General features: G+C 43.8%; 15 protein-coding genes. 8 read left to right on the top strand and 7 right to left on the bottom strand.

Going from position 1 to position 18,670, the window contains the following annotated elements; genetic code table 11:
- The first annotated feature begins 14 nt into the window (after positions 1–14).
- From KAI36_RS26515 to KAI36_RS26495, 5 genes are all read left to right on the top strand, one after another.
- Positions 15–953: an alpha/beta hydrolase gene (locus tag KAI36_RS26515; protein WP_220026459.1), complete on the top strand. Its 939-nt coding sequence runs from the start codon at positions 15–17 to the stop codon at positions 951–953.
- Between the two features lie 298 nt (positions 954–1,251).
- Positions 1,252–2,208 carry an endo-1,4-beta-xylanase gene (locus KAI36_RS26510; RefSeq protein ID WP_220026458.1) on the top strand — a complete coding sequence of 319 codons (957 nt, stop codon included), beginning with the start codon at positions 1,252–1,254 and terminating at the stop codon, positions 2,206–2,208.
- Between the two features lie 187 nt (positions 2,209–2,395).
- On the top strand, positions 2,396–2,947 hold the full coding sequence (locus KAI36_RS26505) for a TetR/AcrR family transcriptional regulator (RefSeq protein WP_220026457.1): 552 nt from the start codon (positions 2,396–2,398) through the stop codon (positions 2,945–2,947).
- Entirely contained in the window at positions 2,947–3,318 is a 372-nt protein-coding gene (locus KAI36_RS26500; RefSeq protein WP_053326462.1) for a DMT family transporter, read from the top strand. The genes KAI36_RS26505 and KAI36_RS26500 overlap by 1 nt, the downstream gene beginning before the upstream one ends.
- Positions 3,319–3,641: 323 nt before the next feature.
- Positions 3,642–4,529 (top strand): class I SAM-dependent methyltransferase, encoded by an 888-nt coding sequence (locus tag KAI36_RS26495; protein WP_220026456.1) that lies wholly within the window; start codon positions 3,642–3,644, stop codon positions 4,527–4,529.
- Between the two features lie 168 nt (positions 4,530–4,697).
- On the opposite strand, the gene gnd is transcribed toward KAI36_RS26495, so the two are convergent.
- The 4 genes from gnd to KAI36_RS26475 all read right to left on the bottom strand — a co-directional run bounded on the left by gnd (position 4,698) and on the right by KAI36_RS26475 (position 9,845).
- Positions 4,698–6,101 carry a decarboxylating NADP(+)-dependent phosphogluconate dehydrogenase gene (gnd, locus tag KAI36_RS26490; protein WP_220026455.1) on the bottom strand — a complete coding sequence of 468 codons (1,404 nt, stop codon included), beginning with the start codon at positions 6,099–6,101 and terminating at the stop codon, positions 4,698–4,700.
- Between the two features lie 108 nt (positions 6,102–6,209).
- Positions 6,210–7,556 (bottom strand): GntP family permease, encoded by a 1,347-nt coding sequence (locus tag KAI36_RS26485; RefSeq protein WP_023991059.1) that lies wholly within the window; start codon positions 7,554–7,556, stop codon positions 6,210–6,212.
- Between the two features lie 26 nt (positions 7,557–7,582).
- Positions 7,583–9,121, bottom strand: coding sequence for a gluconokinase (gene gntK, locus KAI36_RS26480; protein ID WP_220026454.1), 1,539 nt, complete (start codon positions 9,119–9,121; stop codon positions 7,583–7,585).
- Complete coding sequence (locus KAI36_RS26475; RefSeq protein ID WP_220026453.1) at positions 9,114–9,845, bottom strand: GntR family transcriptional regulator; 732 nt, start codon at positions 9,843–9,845, stop codon at positions 9,114–9,116. The genes gntK and KAI36_RS26475 overlap by 8 nt, the downstream gene beginning before the upstream one ends.
- 316 nt (positions 9,846–10,161) lie before the next feature.
- Between KAI36_RS26475 and KAI36_RS26470 the strand changes: the two genes are divergently transcribed.
- Positions 10,162–11,457: a GntP family permease gene (locus KAI36_RS26470; protein WP_025719225.1), complete on the top strand. Its 1,296-nt coding sequence runs from the start codon at positions 10,162–10,164 to the stop codon at positions 11,455–11,457.
- Between the two features lie 21 nt (positions 11,458–11,478).
- Positions 11,479–12,624, top strand: a complete 1,146-nt coding sequence (locus KAI36_RS26465) for a glycerate kinase family protein (protein WP_220026452.1) — start codon at positions 11,479–11,481, stop codon at positions 12,622–12,624.
- A gap of 142 nt (positions 12,625–12,766) precedes the next feature.
- On the opposite strand, the gene KAI36_RS26460 is transcribed toward KAI36_RS26465, so the two are convergent.
- The 3 genes from KAI36_RS26460 to KAI36_RS26450 all read right to left on the bottom strand — a co-directional run bounded on the left by KAI36_RS26460 (position 12,767) and on the right by KAI36_RS26450 (position 16,375).
- Complete coding sequence (locus tag KAI36_RS26460; RefSeq protein ID WP_220026451.1) at positions 12,767–13,807, bottom strand: CdaR family transcriptional regulator; 1,041 nt, start codon at positions 13,805–13,807, stop codon at positions 12,767–12,769.
- Between the two features lie 222 nt (positions 13,808–14,029).
- Positions 14,030–15,151, bottom strand: coding sequence for an RDD family protein (locus tag KAI36_RS26455; RefSeq protein ID WP_220026450.1), 1,122 nt, complete (start codon positions 15,149–15,151; stop codon positions 14,030–14,032).
- 348 nt (positions 15,152–15,499) lie between these two features.
- A complete protein-coding gene (locus KAI36_RS26450; RefSeq protein ID WP_220026449.1) occupies positions 15,500–16,375 on the bottom strand; it encodes a GNAT family N-acetyltransferase in 876 nt (291 codons plus the stop codon).
- A gap of 174 nt (positions 16,376–16,549) precedes the next feature.
- Between KAI36_RS26450 and KAI36_RS26445 the strand changes: the two genes are divergently transcribed.
- Positions 16,550–18,502 (top strand): BglG family transcription antiterminator, encoded by a 1,953-nt coding sequence (locus KAI36_RS26445; RefSeq protein ID WP_220026448.1) that lies wholly within the window; start codon positions 16,550–16,552, stop codon positions 18,500–18,502.
- The last annotated feature ends 168 nt before the right edge of the window (positions 18,503–18,670 follow it).

Here is an 18,670-nt window from a genome sequence, read left to right as displayed (position 1 = left end):
TAGGAGTGATTCACATGGATTTTGAAAATCGTTTGTACCCAGAATTTAGGTCGGTAATTGCACAATTTCCTGGATTTCAACTGGAAGAAAATTTAGAACTGAGTAGAAGCTATTTGTCGAGTTCTCCCATTGAGCAGTCGGAGCACGTACGCACGACAAGCCGGATGATTCCGAGCGTAGCAGGCGAGATATTAGTCAAAATCTACGAACCTGCCCAGCGAACTGACGTTAGGCTTCCGGCCATGCTGTGGATTCACGGGGGAGGCTATGTGATGGGGCATCCTGATATGGACGATGCTTTGTGCGAACGCTTCGTGCAGGCGGCCAAATGCGTCGTCGTATCGGTCGATTATCGACTTGCTCCCGAGCACCCCTATCCAGCTGCCATCGATGACTGTTATGCCGTTTTGACGTGGATGACCGACGAAGCTGAGCTGTTGGGCATCGACTTGGACCGGATCGCAATTGCCGGTGCAAGCGGGGGCGGCGGTCTGACCGCAGCACTTGCTTTAATGGCTCGTGACAAAGGCGGGCCAGCCCTCATCTTCCAAATGCCACTGTATCCGATGATCGACGACCGCAATATTACGGCGTCAAGTCATGAAATTACGGCCGATAACGCACCATGGAACCGGACGAACAATTTGGCGGCCTGGAACATGTACTTGGGCGATCGTACTGAAGACACCGAGGTGTCCCCATACGCTGTGCCATCGAAAGCGGAAAACTTGGCTGGGCTACCGCCGACCTATACGTGCGTAGGCCAGCTCGATTTATTCCGAGATGAGACGATTGAATATGTGACACGCCTTGCCCAAGCTGGGGTAGACGTCGAATTCCATCTGTATCCCCGCACATTCCACAACTTTGAAGGGATGGTTCCGCAAGCAGAAGTAAGCCAGCGTGCTAGCCAAAGTTATGTGGACGCGATTGCAAGAGCGCTTAATCCTTAAACTATTAAATGGGCAGTCTCCAAAGTGATATGCTTCCAAAAAAGTAGACAGGTTAAAACTTGCTACTGTAAGGGGAGCATATCACTTTTTGCATCAACCTTTTTTTGTCATTTCGGAGTTGTTTGGGATAAAGGAGCACCAGGTTTCCAGTCGCCCCGCAATGATGTAAAGTTTTTCGGGTAAAATCTTTACTTTTACATGTAGCAGATAATAACCTTACATTCTTATAATTGGAAATGTAAGCGATTTATTTTAGGGTGGGAATATTAAAAAACTATACGTATGAGGAGGAGATTGTATGTCGAAATTTAAAGTGGGCAAGTTGGTAAGCAGCTTGGCATTGGCGGGTGTGTTGTTATCATCAGTTCTGATAAACCCGGCTAGTGCCAGTATGGCGAACGGTGGCAAATTCCTGGGGAATGTCATTGCGGGGAGTGTCCCTCCTAGTTACGGGACATACTGGAATCAAGTGACGCCGGAGAACTCGACTAAGTGGGAATCGGTTGAAGGCAACCGTAACAACATGAACTGGTCACAGGCGGATACCGCCTACAATTATGCCCGTAGCAATGGCTTCCCGTTCAAGTTCCATACGTTGGTATGGGGTGCCCAGGAGCCAGGTTGGGTTAGGGGGCTGTCGGCTGCTGATCAGAAGGCGGAAGTGACCCAGTGGATTAAAGCAGCTGGTCAACGCTATCCGAATGCGGAGTTTGTAGATGTGGTGAATGAGCCACTGCATCAGAAGCCGTCCTTCCGCAATGCCATAGGCGGTGACGGGTCGACCGGATGGGATTGGGTTATATGGTCATTCCAACAGGCCAGACAAGCTTTCCCGAATGCCAAGCTACTGATCAATGAATATGGAATAATCAACGATCCTTCGTTAACCGATCAATATGTCAACATTATTAATCAGCTCAAGAGCAGAGGCCTGATTGACGGAATTGGCATTCAATGCCATCAGTTTAGCATGGACAATGTCTCAGTTAACACGATGAACACTGTACTGAACAAGCTGGCGGCAACAGGATTGCCAATCTATGTGTCGGAACTGGATATAACTGGCGACGACAATACCCAGCTTGCCAGATACAAGGAGAAGTTTCCGGTACTCTGGCAGCATCCCTCAGTGAAGGGAGTTACGCTCTGGGGGTATATTCAGGGACAAACTTGGAAGCCGAACACACATCTGCTGAACTCTAACGGCACGGAACGTCCCGCGCTCCAATGGCTGAGACAATATCTGCAAAGATAAGTTATGGGTGGCACTTAAACACCAACAGATGCGAACTTTTGCCAAATGTCTGGGCTGGATAGATGTTTATTTGAAGAAGTCTTGGCTGAAATGTTGTACGCCAAGGCTTCTTTTTATTTAGCTTAAACGTATTTTCTGCTTGAGATAAAACCGTCTGGACGGTATAATAAAGTGGGCGGTGATCAAAATGAATACAACTAAAAAAACATTAAAAAGAGAATTAATACTTAAAGCGGCCTCCATAATTGTGCATGAACAAGGAGTAGAGAAGTTAACGTTAGAAGCGGTAGCTAAGAAAGCGGGAATAAGTAAAGGAGGATTGCTTTACCATTTTCCGAATAAGGATGAATTGATTTTGGGAATGGTTGAGCAACTATCGACCAGCTTTGTCTCCGAATTTAATGAGAGAGCAGAAAACGATATGCATTCCAAAGGAAGATGGACTCGCGCGTATATGAATACATCATTTTCTGGCGATCGGAATGCAAGTGACCTGTATACCGCTCTTTCAGCAGCACAGTTTACGAACCCTCAAATGCTAAAGTTACTTCAGGACGAGTACGAGAATATCCAAAAAAAAATTGAAAACGACGAATTGGATCCCGTTCGTTCCACGATAGTCCGATTAGCAATAGACGGCTTGTGGTTTACCGAAATGTTTGGGCTTGCTCCTCCTAATGAGGAAATGAGGCAAAAAATGATGGAAGAATTAAAAACATATATAAAGGAGAATGAATAATGGCTTATCTTTTCTTGGCAATCTCTATTGTTGGTGAGCTTATTGGAACTTCGATGCTTAAGGCTTCAGAAGGTTTTACCAGACTGTATCCGACTCTATTCACAATTGTTGCGTTCGTGATCTCTTTCTTCTTTATCTCTCTATCCCTTAAGACGCTTCCTTTAAATATGACTTATGCCATCTGGTCAGGTGTAGGAGCTGTTGCTACAACGCTTATTTCAGTATTGATTTGGAAAGAAAAAATCAATACAGGAAGTATCGCAGGTATTGCTTTAATTGTTATTGGCGTGGTGGTACTGAACCTATTTGGTGCAGGACATGGTGAGGCAAAAGCTACAACAGAAGCAACTAGTTCAATCGTTCAAAAATGAGATGAATATTTTCGGACCGAGGATACAAGCACGCTTGAAGGCATAAGGGCATTCGTCGAGAAAGTTCTTGTGCCGCACGGCGTGAGGGTATGAATTTTAGTCATTTAAATTTTTTTGATTGAATTACGGATATAATAAGTCTATAATGTCTATTGTAGAGTGTTCCATATCCACATACGGAAGGAGGGAGTTCTATAATTAAAGAGTTCTATGATTAAGGAGTTCAACAAGGACCGTCAGGTTAAATTTTTATGACATGATTTTTTATCATTGTAGATATTAGTAGACTTTAAAATCTATTTAGTAGAAGGGAAGTCTAATTAATGACCCAGTCTTTATTTGATCCCGAAGTATGGAAGGCTGCTTGGATAAACGATCCAGAAGCTGGTGTAAATCGAATGCTTAGAGCGGGAACGGTACCGGCTCATTCGTTTGATGATATTTCAAGGGCAAGAAGCTTCCACAAGCAGGCATTTAATGAAGAGGGAATAAAGAGAACAGCCAGAATTATGGGATGGCTAAGGACACAGGGAGTTACCATTAAAGACTCCTCTATCCTAGATATTGGTGCTGCCTCCGGTGTCTTCAGTATTCCTTTTGCAGAGGAAGGGGCAAATGTTACCGCCGTTGAGCCTTCAGGACCGTTGACAGCCTTAATGGAAGAGAATATTAAGCCATCGATAAAGGGAAACGTTAAAATCGTGCGGGAACAATTTGAGGAGTTATCTATTGAGACGAACGGATGGCAAAACAAATTTGATCTGGTGTTTGCATCCATGTGTCCAGCCATTTTCGGTTGGGAAATGGTAGAGAAGGCGCTCGCCTGTGCCAGCCAGTTTTGTTACATCAGTACGAGTGCTGGGCCTAAGGAGCATAGTCTGATTCAGGAACTGCGCCCTGTAGTCGGAATAAAAGAGGACCTAGTACAAACGTCAGATATGGCATATATTATCCAACTATTAAATATATATGGCTACTCTTTTCAAACCCTGATTACTCGTGAAACCCAAACGGTAATGATGTCGGTGGACGAGGCGGTAAAACATACATTAGGCTGGTTCTCATTCTTCGGGATGCCAACAGATGAACAGTCGCTACAGAAAGCAGAAGCCTATTTAAGAAAGACGTACGCAGGGAAGAGAATCCCTGTTCAGCAAGGGGGGCGCTTTGGGAAGGTTTTGGTCCGTATAAAGAATCAGCACATGTATTAATCGTTTTGTCATGTAGCTTCTATTTATTCCCCTTGCCCTTCAGAATCTCAACGTCTGTTACATAATATAGACACAAGAGCATTGTGTGGAAAATGTATTCAAAATAAGAGCCCTAATGAAGGAAAGAACCACTTCATTAGGGCACTGGAGAGTTACTACGACTATGGTTCACTGCCAGTTGGTATGAAAGAAACCTGCTAAATCACTTCGTTCATAAGTATGAGCACCAAAATAATCCCTTTGTGCTTGCAAAAGGTTAGCATTCGAAATGCCTGTCCGGTAACTATCGTAATAAGTAAGTGAAGCACTTAAACATGGAAACGAAGTGCCAGAATTAATACCCTCACAGACAACTTTTCGTAATCCTTTTTGATACTCTTTAACCTTTTCAGCAAAATACGGGGCGATTAATAGACTAGCCAAATTCGGCTGTTCTTGATATGTTTCGCTTATTACATTTAAGAATTCGGCACGAATGATGCAACCACCACGGAAAATAAGGGCAATATCCTGTAAAGGTAAATTCCATCCGTAAAGCTCAGAAGTCATTTTATATTGTATAAATCCTTGCGCGTAGGCACAAATTTTACCCATATAAAACGCTTGTCTAATGTACTCAATCCACACATCTTTATCTAAACTTCGCTGATCAATCTCTGGGCCTGTCAGGATATTTTCTGCATAAACCCGCTCCTCTTTTAAAGAGGAGATGTAACGGGCAAACAATGACTCTGTAATAATGGATGAGGGGATCCCATGATCAATTGCTTGAATACTTGTCCATTTACCTGTGCCCTTTTGCCCTGTTTTATCAAGAATCACATCGATTAATGGCAAGCCTGTTACATCATCCTTTTTCCGTAAAATCTCTGCTGTGATTTGGATTAAATAACTTTTCAGTTCCCCTTGATTCCATATTTCAAAGATATCAGCAATTTCATTCACAGATAAACGTAACCTTTTTCTTAAAAATGTATAGGTTTCTGCGATTAATTGCATATCTGCGTACTCGATTCCGTTATGTACCATTTTTACAAAGTGACCGGACCCTTTTGGACCCATATAAACACAGCAAGGGTCTCCGTCCACGTGGGCTGCTATTTTTGTTAGAATAGAAGCTGCCTTTTCATATACGTTTTTATCTCCACCAGGCATGATCGAAGGTCCATTTAAAGCCCCGACTTCGCCGCCGGAAATACCGATTCCTAAATAACCGATTCCTTTTGACTTCAATTCATCATATCTACGTTCCGTATCTTTGTAATGGGAGTTACCACCGTCCATAATCACATCGCCTGCTTCAAGGAAGGGTACTAATGTACCTATTACCGAATCGACCGGTTTGCCCGCTGTTACCATAAGGAAGATTTTTCTTGGAGTTTTTAAGGAGTAAACAAAATCTTGAATTTCGTAGTAGGGATGGATAGAGTGACCTTCACTTTTTTTAACAAGATCGTCAGTTAAATCCCTCGTATAATTATAGACAGCGACTTGCTCACCCTTACCAGCCATGTTTAAAGCAATATTACGGCCCATTACCCCTAAACCAATGACACCAATTGTGTTGGACATTTTTTCTGCTCCTTTTATTTGAAATGAATAGGCCGTAGATCCTCACTTATAGGCTTAGAAGATTCTAAGAAAAATAAGTGGGGGGATCTACCGCCCGGGAATCATGGTTTATACGAATAAACTTAGTACTAAAATAAATCCTAATCCAGCTACAGAAATGATGGTCTCAAGCAATGTCCATGTTGCAAATGTTTCTTTCATACTTAAACCAAAATATTCTTTAAACATCCAGAAACCAGCATCGTTAACATGTGAAGCTATTAAACTACCCGCTCCCGTTGCAAGCACAACTAAAGCAAGATTAACGTCGGATTGTCCTAACATCGGAATAACTAAACCAGCGGTTGTTAAAGCTGCAACAGTTGCAGAACCTAAGGAAATACGTAATATTGCAGCGATGATCCAGGCAAGCAAGATGGGTGATAATGTAGTTCCATTGAATAATTCAGCTACATAGTCACCTACGCCGCCATTAATCAGTACTTGTTTGAAGGCTCCGCCACCCCCAATGATTAAGAGCATCATCCCAATATGAGTAATAGCAGTTGTACAAGATGCCATTACATTTTTGATTGGAATTTTCCTTGCTATTCCCATGGTGTAGACAGCTACCAGTAAGGAAATTAACATGGAAGTTGATGCATCACCAATAAAACGGATCGCTGCTAGTAAACTACTATCTTCAAATCCCATTGTTTTTTGAAGCAAAGTAATAACCGTAGCAATAGACATTAAAATAACAGGAAGCATTGCAGTAAATACACTGATACCAAATCCCGGGGTTTCCTCGGATTTAAATACTTTTTGTTCACCTAAAGAGGCAATATTACCCGTTTTCGTAAATGATGCAGGTACGAGTTTTTTGGCAAGCTTAGTAAATACAGGTCCGGCTAAAATAACAGTTGGAATGGCAATAATGAAACCGTAAAGTAAAACCTCACCAAGGTTCGCGCCATATTCACCAGCAATAACTGTTGGCCCTGGATGTGGAGGTAAGAAACCATGTGTTACGGATAAAGCTGCAACCATCGGAATACCGAGATATAAGATAGAAACCTTTAATTCTTTTGAAATGGCAAATATGATTGGAATTAACAATACTAATCCTACTTCAAAAAATAACGCCACACCGATAATGAATGAAGCAGCTACGACTGCCCATTGGATATTTTTTTCACCAAATTTGTCTACGAGGGTCATGGCAATTCGTTGAGCACCGCCAGAATCAGCGATCAACTTACCTAACATCGCTCCAAGTCCAAAGATTAACGCTAAGTGACCAAGGGTTCCGCCTAATCCGGCTTCGATGGTTTTGACAATTTCCTCTAATGGCATTCCAAGTGCTAAAGCGACGCCGAACGATACAATGATTAATGAAATAAAGGTGTTCAATTTGAAACCCATTATTAAAACTAATAATGCTAAAATTCCAATTGCTACGATAACTAATGGCATTGTAATTACCCCCTGTTTTTATCTTTTTAGTGTTTAATTAAGCTTCTTTGATAATTGGAAATCCGTGTATAATCATCTTCTAATACTCTGGATAGGTTAATGAAAATCGGCAGCAATTTCCTATATTCCTTGGTTGCTTCTTCTTTTGGTGTATGTTTGTTGGTACTGCCAACCATTTCAGAAACGACTTCAAAGGACTGGATTTTTCCGGTGGCATACAAGCCTAAAATACAAGCTCCTAGACAAGAACTTTCGTAGCTTTCTGGAACGACGACTTCAGATGAGAATATATCGGACATCATTTGCCGCCAAACAGCTGACCTTGCGAAGCCTCCTGTAGCCTGAATTCGGGTCACGGGACCGTCCATGCATTCAGTTAATGCCAAAAATACGGTGTACAAATTGTAAATGACTCCTTCTAGGGCTGCGCGAATCATATGTTCTTTCTTGTGTGACATCGTTAAACCGAAGAATGAGCCACGTACGTCTGGGTTCCATAATGGCGCACGTTCACCAGCCAGGTATGGATGGAATAACAATCCGTCAGATCCTGGTCTTACACGTTCAGCAATCTTGGTTAGTACATCATATGGATCAATTCCTAGTCTTTTCGCTGTTTCTACTTCTGATGAGGCAAGCTCGTCACGAATCCAGCGAAGGACCATCCCGCCATTGTTCACCGGCCCCCCAATAACCCAGTGCTTTTCTGTTAAGGCATAACAAAATATTCTTCCCTTTTCGTCTGTTTGAGGCTTGTCTATAATGGTTCGAATGGCACCGCTTGTCCCGATTGTGACGGCAACTTCGCCTTTTCGTATCGCATTAACACCTAGATTAGAAAGGACTCCGTCGCTAGCTCCAATGACAAACGATGTTTGTGGATCGATCCCCATCTTTTTTGCTAAATCTGAATCACAGTTGGTAAATATCCTGGTTGTTGGCACGAGCTCAGATAATTGAGAAAGGGTTATACCAGCAATTTTTAATGCTTCTTCATCCCAATCTAATTTTTCTAGATTCATCATGCCCATGGCAGAAGCTAGGGAATAATCCACTACATATTGATCAAAGAACTTTTTAAAAATATATTCTTTAATTCCGATATACTTTTTAACCTTGACAGCGGTTTCAGGAAGGTCATTCACAATCCAGGCTATTTTCGTTAAGGGTGACATGGGGTGAATGGGTGTTCCTGTTCGTTTATACACTTCATGGCCATTCAGCTCATCTTTTATTTGATGTGCCCATGCTTCACTTCGATTATCTGCCCAAGTGATACAAGGTGTAAGTGGGCGGTCATGTTCATCCATTGCAATGACACTATGCATGGCACTGCTAAATGAAACAAACGATAGCTTTTTTTGTGAGTGATCTTTCATGATATTCGAAGTCGCTTGCAGGACTGCCTGAAAAATCTCTTCTGGGTTTTGTTCAGCCGTCGCTATATCTGGTGTATAAAGCGGGTATCCAATATTCTCTTGTTGGATGACTTCACCTTTTTCGCTAAATAGAACGGCTTTCGTACTTGTGGTTCCGATATCTATACCTAACATATAGTTAGTCATTTTGTTGCACTACTCCTTTAGATAGCATTTGTTGTGACATCCATAGGTCTTCTACTTTACCTTGAACATCATCAAAGTTTTCATGTAAAGACTTGATCATGAGGTCTCTATCTTTTGCTTTGATTGCTTCAATATAAAGTTCGTGATTGTTTATAATCCGTGTAAAATCTTCATACTTTTCTTTGAAACGCATACGCATCGACAAAAGAATGAGACTTTCCATAACAGGCTTTAAATTATTCCAGATCATCAGAATATGCGAATGATTGGCTGCACGAATAATCGTTTCATGGAACAAGACATCTTGATATGAAAACTCATCAGCATCACTATATTTGACGGCGACTTTCATCATTTCGAGTATTTTACTAAGTTCCTTCGCCAAATCATTAGTATCCATCTTTACAAGACGTTCAAATACGAAGGATTCTATTAGCAGACGGACATCATAAATTTCTTCTATTTCTTTTTCTGATAGGCCATTAACAACGGCTCCCATTCTTTCTAATCGAATGATATTTTCGGATGCCAGTATTTTTAACGCTTCACGAATGGGTGAGCGACTTACAGTGAAATCAGCAGCTAGTTTATTTTCAGATAATATGGTACCGCTTTCAATCCCGCCAGAAATAATGCGCATTCTAAGCTCGGATGTTACGCGATCACCAGCAGAGGCTTTTAAAAGCCATTTGGAGGGATATAGGAATTCTGATTCGACCATCATTTCACCTTCTCAATTAATCAAGTATACTTGTATACAGGTATTATAATCTGAAATTTTAAATTTGCAAGCGTATACATTAAATTTGTGTGTGTTCGTCTGATATTTTTCTAAGCTTGATGGGTTTACGAATATTATGTGGCCGCAAGTATTTAATATGAAGATATAAATTTTTCGTAAGTCCGGATTCTGATTGGAGAAGATGGGCCTTTTTATATGTGCAAATGCACAATCAATTTCGTCTGTTCTTCAATATTTTTAACGTGCGACAATCGATATAATGAAAGCGTAATCAAAAATTGCCCGGGGGGTTAGACAGATGGAAGGATTGACGATCAGTTGGATAGGAGCTCTGGCAGGGCTGGCTATTGCAATTATTCTGATATTAAGAAAGCTGAATCCGGTTTACGCTTTATTTTTGGGAGCTATTGTAGGCGCTTTATTGGGCGGAGCCAATCTGGAGCAGACGATCAGCGTGTTAATAAGCGGTACGCAAAGTGTGATGGGGACGGTCATTCGTGTGCTTGCCGCAGGTGTATTGGCAGGCGTAATGATGGAATCTGGGGCGGCGGAGACGATTGCGCAGGCTATTGTAAAGAAGTTCGGCGGCAGTAAAGCGATACTCGCACTAGCCTTGGCGACGATGATTATTACGGCGGTAGGTGTATTTATTCCCGTTGCCGTGCTGATTGTGGCACCTATTGCATTGTCGGTCGGTAACAAAATGGGGATTTCCAAGCTGGCACTCCTGTTGGCTTTGTCTGGAGGCGGAAAAGCGGGGAACATCATCTCTCCCAATCCTAATACGATTGCAGCGGCGCGCGGATTTAATCTGGATTTAAGCCACGTGATGTTGGCGGGTGTGGTTCCTGCGATATGTGGTTTAATCATGACTGTTTTGGTGGCGTCTATGTTGAAAACCAAAGGTGTGAAGGTGTCCGATCAGGATATCATGGACAGTGATGTCGATACATCGAAATACCCGGCGTTGGGACGGGCGATTGTAGCCCCGCTGGTAGCTGTTATTTTGCTGATGATTAACCCGATTGGTTCCATCTCTGGTATTGAAGCACTTTCGAGTTTCAAGGTGGATGCGATGTACATTTTGCCGATTGCTGGGATTGTGGGTATGCTGGCCATGGGGCAAGGGCGCAATATCTTGAAGTATTCGGCCTCCGGTTTGAATAAAATGACGGCGACCGTGCTGATTTTGATCGGTGCAGGCGGGATTGCGGGTCTGATCTCTGCCTCCAACTTGTCTGCTCAGGTGGTTGGCCTGATTGAAGCTTCGGGAGTTTCCGGTACATTTTTGGCACCGCTTGCAGGTATTCTGATGGCAGCTGCCACGGCGTCCACCTCGACGGGAGTTATTTTGGCGACAGGCTCGTTTGGGGAAGCCATTCTGAACATGGGAACGGCCCCGCTCGCTGCAGCTGTGATGGTGCATACAGGAGCTACAGTCATTGATTCCTTGCCGCAGGGCAACTATTTTCACGTCACGGCAGACAGCATGAAAATGAGCATTAAACAACGGATGGGTTTGATTCCTTACGAAGCTATTGTGGGTGGAACGATGGCAATTGTAGCGACACTCATGTATGGATTTTTACTTTAATATTCACGATGGGGTGAGAAGATGAGAGAGAAAACATTTGTGCTGGCACCAGATTCTTTTAAAGAAAGCATGACGGCTAAAGAAGTGTGTATTGCAATGGAGAAGGGACTGCGCAAGGTCTACCCGGCAGCGAATTATGTCCACATACCGATGGCGGACGGCGGTGAAGGAACGGTGCAGTCACTGGTGGATGCGACAGGCGGACAGATTCGTTATATCGAGGTGACAGGACCGCTTGGAGGACCTGTAACTGCTGCATACGGCCTGCTGGGAGACGGCACTACGGCGGCAATTGAGATGGCATCCGCCAGTGGAATCCATTTGGTGAACAAGGATAACAAAAACCCGCTAAAAACAACAACCTACGGAACAGGGGAGTTAATCCGTGAATGTCTGAACCAGGGAATTCGAAAAATTATCATTGGCATTGGTGGAAGCGCGACGAATGATGGCGGTACAGGAATGGCGGAAGCGCTAGGCGCCAGATTTCTCGATGCAACAGGCAACACTCTTCCGCGCGGCGGCGGTAGTCTGGGCGAGCTGGCCAGTGTTGATATTTCATCACTGGATGACCGCTTGCAGCAGGTACAACTAATTGTAGCCTGTGATGTGACAAATCCGCTGTGCGGAGAGCATGGGGCATCTCAAGTATTCGGGCCACAAAAAGGGGCAACTCCGGAGATGGTGCAGCAATTGGATGCCAATCTTGCTCATTACGCCGATGTGGTGAAGCAGCAACTGGGCAAGGATGTGCGCGATCTCCCAGGCGCAGGCGCAGCAGGTGGACTGGGTGCGGGCTTATTGATTTTCACTCAGGCGGCGCTGCAAAAAGGCATTGAAATTGTGATTGAATACACCGGTTTGAAACAAAAGCTCGCCACTGCCGATATCGTTTTGACGGGGGAAGGCGGTATTGATTTTCAGACCAAATTCGGTAAAACTCCTTATGGAGTAGCCCAGGCGGCAAAACAGTCTGGCAAAAAGGTCATTGCGGTCGCAGGTTATATCGGGGAAGGGATCGACACGTTGTACAAGGAAGGAATAGATGCGGTGTTCGGCATCGTACCGGGAGCCTCGGAGCTCGGTAAGCTGCTGGCCGAAGGGCCGCAAAACGTAGAGCGTACGTGCGAGAATATCGCAAGAGTACTTCAATTCAGCGAGAAATGAACAGATTGAGAAGCGGGATATAATACGAGCGCTCGCCTGTAATCCCGAACTTAGCCAAAGCCGGATTGACTGAGCAATGTGGGAGTGACGGCGAGCGGAAATATGGTATTACTGGCGCATGGCCTGGCGTGAATACAGCAGTTCATTGATACAGTGCCAATAAGCCGTGCGTAAGCTCAAAAAGCTGAAGGAGATTCCGGGGATCTTTACCGGTTAAGGTATGGATGCGCTTCAGGCGGTATTGCAGCGTATTTCGGTGAATATTTAATTCATCTGCGGTAAAGGAGACACTACCGTTATGGTTAATAAAGCTTCGCAGCGTATCCAGCAAATCCACGGTATCTTCCAGCTTGCTAACCAGATAGATCGTGTTTGTCAGGTTCGTTTGACTCAATCTGACCAGAAATTCGACTTCCGCAAAAGAAATTTTTTGCACAGGCGGGCGCAAAGCCAGTAAAACATTCATAGCTGACTTGGCTTGCATATAAACATCCGCAATGTTGTGCTCCTGTCTGCTGACCGTAATCAGCACATCGGGATGGCTGCGCACAAGTGGCTCAAGCAGTTTGTCTGTCGGCTCCTGATTTTGTATTAGGATGAGATAACAGTCTTCCTCCATACGAAAGGACGGATGCTGCATGAATATATTGGACAACTCGGCTAAATGAGCTGGATCAGCAGGCAGGTACTTTACATATACAGCCGAAGTTTTTAGAAGCAAATCAATATGATATTGAGCTGCTTCTTTTTTTATTTTTTGCGTGTAGGCTCCCTGATGATTTAACAACATTTCCAGCACAGATTTTTTGCGGTTGGCTTCGTGGGCCAGATGCTCCAATGAGATGCGCTGTTCAATCAGGAGAGACACCGTCGTTTTAACAATATTGCAAAAAGGACGCACTTCATCAGGATTGCCTGAAATACCAATGACACCAACTAACTCATGATGAATGACAATCGGTTCATTGGTTCCCTTTTTCTCATAGTGGCCGTCCTGCCACACTTCAATCATTTTCCCAGTTTCGAGCGCCTGAACAGCGCCTTGGTGAATGGTTCCGATTCGTTCACTCTCGCCGCTGCCAATGATGATGCCTCGTTCATTCATAATATTGATATTGTATGGAATATCCTTCATCATTTTGTCTACGATGTCTTGGGCTTGTTTTACGGAGAGCTGAAACAAATCAGGATTCCTCCTTTATCTATAGTGATATAGTGTATTTTAATGTACCACCTTTATGAAAGGGTTTCCAATTTATTGTGCATCTGAACAATATGATAAGGCAGGTCGCTGAACATGTCAGTCAATTTTATCATAGATGTGAAGAATCGTTGTACGCAAAAAACAGGGCTCATAGGAGCACCTGCTTTTTGTGTCTATCCTTTTTATTGCCAGCCACGCTGACTAATGACGAACCTCCCGGAAGCTATAGATAATGTCGTGTAGTTCTTGCTTTAAACGGCCGTCTTTAGACGCTGGTGCATATCCAAGCACCTGGTAGTAATCCTTTTCGGTCTCAATAATCGCTACATGGGTGACATAATGGTTCACATCTTTTTGTCCTTTAATCGTAAACTCAATGGCAGGATATCCATGAATCGTTGTGTTAGATGAAGGTCCTACAGTAGAGAGATTAAACTCTTTGGTCATGTTGTATTGAATTTTCTTTGTGTAGTGCTGGAGAGTTACATTGCCCAATTCCTTTTTCGAATTGGATACTACCGCAACGGATTTTTGAATGTACGGATTGAATATTGCAATATCAGTTATTTTTTCACGGTCCGGGTCTGTTGACCAGTCTAGCGGGGCTGAGATCTGAAAACGTCCATCTTTACTTACATAGCTTTGCTCTTTCTTGCTCACTGGAGCTTCAGGAGGTACGTAACTGTCTGCAAGTATAAAAATAGCATTTACAAACGAGGCTCCCAAGATCACCATTGCGGTAAAAAATATAAAGAGCGAACGTTTCATTGTCTTTTTGCTAATCGGCTCTAAATCCCGTACCTTTACAACATATGTACCTGCAGCTAAATCACCAATTCGTTGTCTTGATGCAGTTACTAACACACTGATACCAGCAGGTATCCCACCCATTAGCAACGGATTGGTGTCGATTAGCCTGAGCAGCGTACGAATGAGTGATTTAAGAAAACCAGGAGGCTTTCCTTCCCCGTTAACCACCTTAATACGAAAAACGAACTTACCAAGTGTATAGCCTGTGTAACCTTCCAAAAGCAAATAATAGCTGAAGAAAGCAATAAGCAGAATACAACGGGATGCAATCGCTAAAGGCAAAAACCATCTATCCGTTATTTGAATGACAGAAATAAAAAAACAAACATACCCGATTAAAAAAAATATGAAATCAAAAACCGTTGCTCCCCACCGTCTAAACAGAGTAGAATTCCCGTACGTTTTTGATATTTCGGCCATCCTGTTTGGATCTACCCCATAATTTTGACCGTGCCGAATGTACATCTGTCTTGCAGTTGACTGCGGATTGTGTGATATGTGCTGTTCGTCCAAAAAATACACCTCTTCTTAATAATTAAAAACACACTCCTTATATTAACGGTCATTTTACAATCCATGTTTAGGAAAACATTCTATAAACAAAGAAATTATTATAAATATCCCTTCCTCTCATTGAACCGCATTCAGGCGCTAGTAGAGCCAGAGAATGCACAATCCTTGCGTTTGCTTGAAAAAGCAGGCTTTCGGCAAGAAGGGCTCCTCTCCCAATATGAATTGACGTCCGGGAAATATGATGATCTTTACATGTGTGCATTGGTCAAATCAGAGTATATCAATCGTTCTCAGAAATGATAGATGTAGGTGGATCAAGCGAGGGAGCATGGATAGGAAGAAGGTTGATCATTGTACAACATGATCAACCTTCAGCGGCATACACAATTCATATTGCTCAATGGGGTCTTTCGAGAGACCTATTTTTTGGATAAAGCCTTCAAGAGAGTCATTGTCAGACAGACAGATGTACACCTTCTCAATCTTTTGGATCTCTGCTGCTTTATGAAGGAGGGCACATCCTAATCCTTGGTTGCGATGCTTAGGATCGACCCAAAGAAAGTTGATTTTACCCTGAGCACTCATGCTCACCATGCCGAGACACGTTTGATTCACTTCGTAGATGCCGAGAAAAGCTTCCTGTGTACTGGTGGCGTAATAAGGTGTGTCACTTTGCCAATGGATGTGGCAGTTGGTGAGGGTCTTACGAAAAGCTGCGACGTCATCAAATGTAACTTCCTTAAGAATATACGAAGATGAGAGGGCAGCGGGTGGGGCGGAGGGCAGAGTGCCGTTGTAGTATTTCAGCGTATAGCGTGGCTGATAGCCTTGCTTTTCATATAATTTGACGGCCCGATGATTTTCCTTGATGACTTCGAGCCATAGCTGCTGGCAGCCCGCGTAGATGGCTGTTTGTTTGTGTAATTCCAGCAACTTGTTGCTAATCCCCTGACCACGGTAAGCCGGAGCGACGCATAGCGTACCGCAACGCATGGTCTTGTACCCGTCGAACTGCCGGACACCGCCGAGAATTAAGCCGATCGGTTGATTCTCATCCATGGCAAGGAAAGAGTGATTCCGTGTATTACCCTCTGGACCAAAAAAACGTGCTACGAAATCGTCCTGATCCATGGTCAGGCGAATGGAATAATCTGAGAAACCAAGCGAAAATGCTTGAAATATGTGTTCCATGCTGACATCATTGCATCTCATATAGGTGATCACTGTTATTCCTCCTGAAAATCCAGTATATTTGGATTGTCTTATTATACACTCCTTATGTTGTTGTAAGGTTACAATTAGTATCGCTTAGCTATACTTAAAGTCAACACAAAACCAGCAAAAAATATAACTCGAAATGCCCTGGACATTCTTTATTTTGGAAGATGGGAGAATGGAATGAATAAAAGGCAAAAGGAAATTTTACGCATGTTGTTAACTGAACCGGACCGGTTGTGGTTAGCGCAGGATCTGGCGGATCTGACCGACTGCTCTGAAAAGACGATCCGTAACGATCTGAAAGTAATTGAAGATTATATCGTCAAGCATTCTGATGCTAATCTGGTGAGAAGGCCGGGACGCGGTATTTATTTGGAGATGGGTAGAGCGGATCAGAATGAATTGTTTCATCGACTGTATGCGGATGAGAGTACAGCCCAACATGAGTCGGATGAGGAAAGGGTGCTGCATCTCGCCTATCGGCTCTTGATGAATGCCAAGCCTGTGACCATCCAGGATCTAGCTTCACAGTATTATGTGAACAAGACGGTGATCCGTAGAGATATGGAGAAGATTGATGGCTGGCTGCACAGTTTTGATCTAGCCTTGATTACCAAGCAGCGCGTAGGCTTGACCATTCAAGGCTCTGAGAAAAATAAGCGAATCGCTTTGGCGCGGATGAACCAGCTGATTGACAGTCCTGAGTTAACGGGACAGATGATGCGCAAACAGTTTGAATCGCACGAGATCACAACCATAAATCATGAATTAAAAGCATTTCAAAAACGCCATGAGCTCAGCTTTACTGACGAAGCTTTCGAAGCTCTAATGCTGCATATCCTTTTAATGGTCAAACGAACCAAGATGGGACAACCCATTTCCCTCTCCAAGCAGGACATTGCCTTTTTGCAGGAGAGACGCGAATTTACATGGGCTACATCTTTTTTGCAGCAGTTGCAAAAGTTGTTTGCCGTGCCTTTTTCCAAGGAAGAGACGGCGTATTTAACTCTGCATCTGCTTAGTGGGAAGTTCCGTTACCAGCAGGAGGAAAGAAGGGGAAAACAAGGCGAGCTGGCAGATAGTCACCCGCTTTTGCCTGAGTTGATTGAGCAGTTAGTCCGGCGGATGTCCGAGCTGAATATGATGGCCTTTTCCAAGGACAAGATGTTGCTGAAAGGGTTGAATGTCCATTTATATACGACCCTGAACCGTCTTCAATATGGGTTGACCGTGTCCAATCCTATGCTGGCCGAGATCAAGAAGATGTACCCCTACATGTTCGACCGGGTTATTATTACGCTGGAAGAGGTGGGGAAATGGATCCGGCTATCCTTCCCCGAGGAGGAAGCGGCGTATTTAACGCTGCATTTTCAGGCTTCTGTGGAGCGATTGCACCAGAAAGAGAGTCATCCCCAGAGAGCCATCATCGTGTGTCACATGGGCATCGGTATGTCCCAACTGCTGCGCACCAAGGTGGAACGTAAATTTCCGGCTGTACATGTAGAGACAACCCTTTCCAAAGCAGAAGTCCAGGATTATCTGGCAGCCCAGGATGTGGATCTCGTCATTACCACTGTAGATCTCCCAGAGATGAACATTCCGCACATTCTCGTCTCTCCCTTGCTGGATGCCAAGGACGAGCGTCGGCTGGAGCAAGTGATCCGACGACTGGATGAGCCGGAACATAGGGCGGCAGACGAATCTGTATTTTTTAAATATACAACACCTTTTTTGGTCTTTCCCCAGCAGGAAGTGCAGCATCCGGAACAATTGATCTCCAAGCTGGCGCAAATACTGGAGGACAAAGGATATGTGGAGCCCGGTTATGTGGACAGCGTACTGGCGCGAGAAAAAATGTCGGCTACGACGATTGGGGGAGGCATAGCCATCCCGCATGGCGGTTCTGAGTGGATAAGGCAGTCCTCCATTGTAATCGCTACCTTGAAGCAGCCGCTTACCTGGGGAACCGAGAAAGTAGAGCTTGTGTTCCTGCTTGCGGTTAAACAGGATGGGCGGGAAGAGATGCGCCAGTTATTCAAGGAATTGTCCCTGATCAGTGAGCAACCTGCTTTGGTTCATGCCTTATCTAAGGAGACCGATGCAATGAGACTATTAGGGAAAATGAAGGGATAAACTAAAATCAAAAGCAGTGCTCTGGAGCAGGACTTATAAATAAGTCCTGCTTTTTGTCGGTATAATTCCGTTTTTCCGAAAGTTCCGGTAAAAAGTTCGTCTGATAACAGCAAGATAGGCGTTTATACTATCAATGTAAGCGGAAACAACAGAGAGAAGGGGAATGAC

Source organism: Paenibacillus sp. S02 (genome assembly GCF_019454065.1).
GTDB classification, from domain to species: Bacteria; Bacillota; Bacilli; order Paenibacillales; family Paenibacillaceae; genus Paenibacillus; species Paenibacillus polymyxa_B.
Note: the sequence above shows the minus strand (reverse complement) of the source record. Positions and strands in the feature narration are given on the sequence as shown.

What these genes read in the sequence shown, in the direction of transcription:
- KAI36_RS26515 (WP_220026459.1), top strand. Translation starts at nt 15, where the DNA reads ATGGATTTTGAAAATCGTTTGTACCCAGAATTTAGGTCGGTAATTGCA.
- KAI36_RS26510 (WP_220026458.1), top strand. Translation starts at nt 1,252, where the DNA reads ATGTCGAAATTTAAAGTGGGCAAGTTGGTAAGCAGCTTGGCATTGGCG.
- KAI36_RS26505 (WP_220026457.1), top strand. Translation starts at nt 2,396, where the DNA reads ATGAATACAACTAAAAAAACATTAAAAAGAGAATTAATACTTAAAGCG.
- KAI36_RS26500 (WP_053326462.1), top strand. Translation starts at nt 2,947, where the DNA reads ATGGCTTATCTTTTCTTGGCAATCTCTATTGTTGGTGAGCTTATTGGA.
- KAI36_RS26495 (WP_220026456.1), top strand. Translation starts at nt 3,642, where the DNA reads ATGACCCAGTCTTTATTTGATCCCGAAGTATGGAAGGCTGCTTGGATA.
- gnd (WP_220026455.1), bottom strand. Translation starts at nt 6,101, where the DNA reads ATGTCCAACACAATTGGTGTCATTGGTTTAGGGGTAATGGGCCGTAAT.
- KAI36_RS26485 (WP_023991059.1), bottom strand. Translation starts at nt 7,556, where the DNA reads ATGCCATTAGTTATCGTAGCAATTGGAATTTTAGCATTATTAGTTTTA.
- gntK (WP_220026454.1), bottom strand. Translation starts at nt 9,121, where the DNA reads ATGACTAACTATATGTTAGGTATAGATATCGGAACCACAAGTACGAAA.
- KAI36_RS26475 (WP_220026453.1), bottom strand. Translation starts at nt 9,845, where the DNA reads ATGATGGTCGAATCAGAATTCCTATATCCCTCCAAATGGCTTTTAAAA.
- KAI36_RS26470 (WP_025719225.1), top strand. Translation starts at nt 10,162, where the DNA reads ATGGAAGGATTGACGATCAGTTGGATAGGAGCTCTGGCAGGGCTGGCT.
- KAI36_RS26465 (WP_220026452.1), top strand. Translation starts at nt 11,479, where the DNA reads ATGAGAGAGAAAACATTTGTGCTGGCACCAGATTCTTTTAAAGAAAGC.
- KAI36_RS26445 (WP_220026448.1), top strand. Translation starts at nt 16,550, where the DNA reads ATGAATAAAAGGCAAAAGGAAATTTTACGCATGTTGTTAACTGAACCG.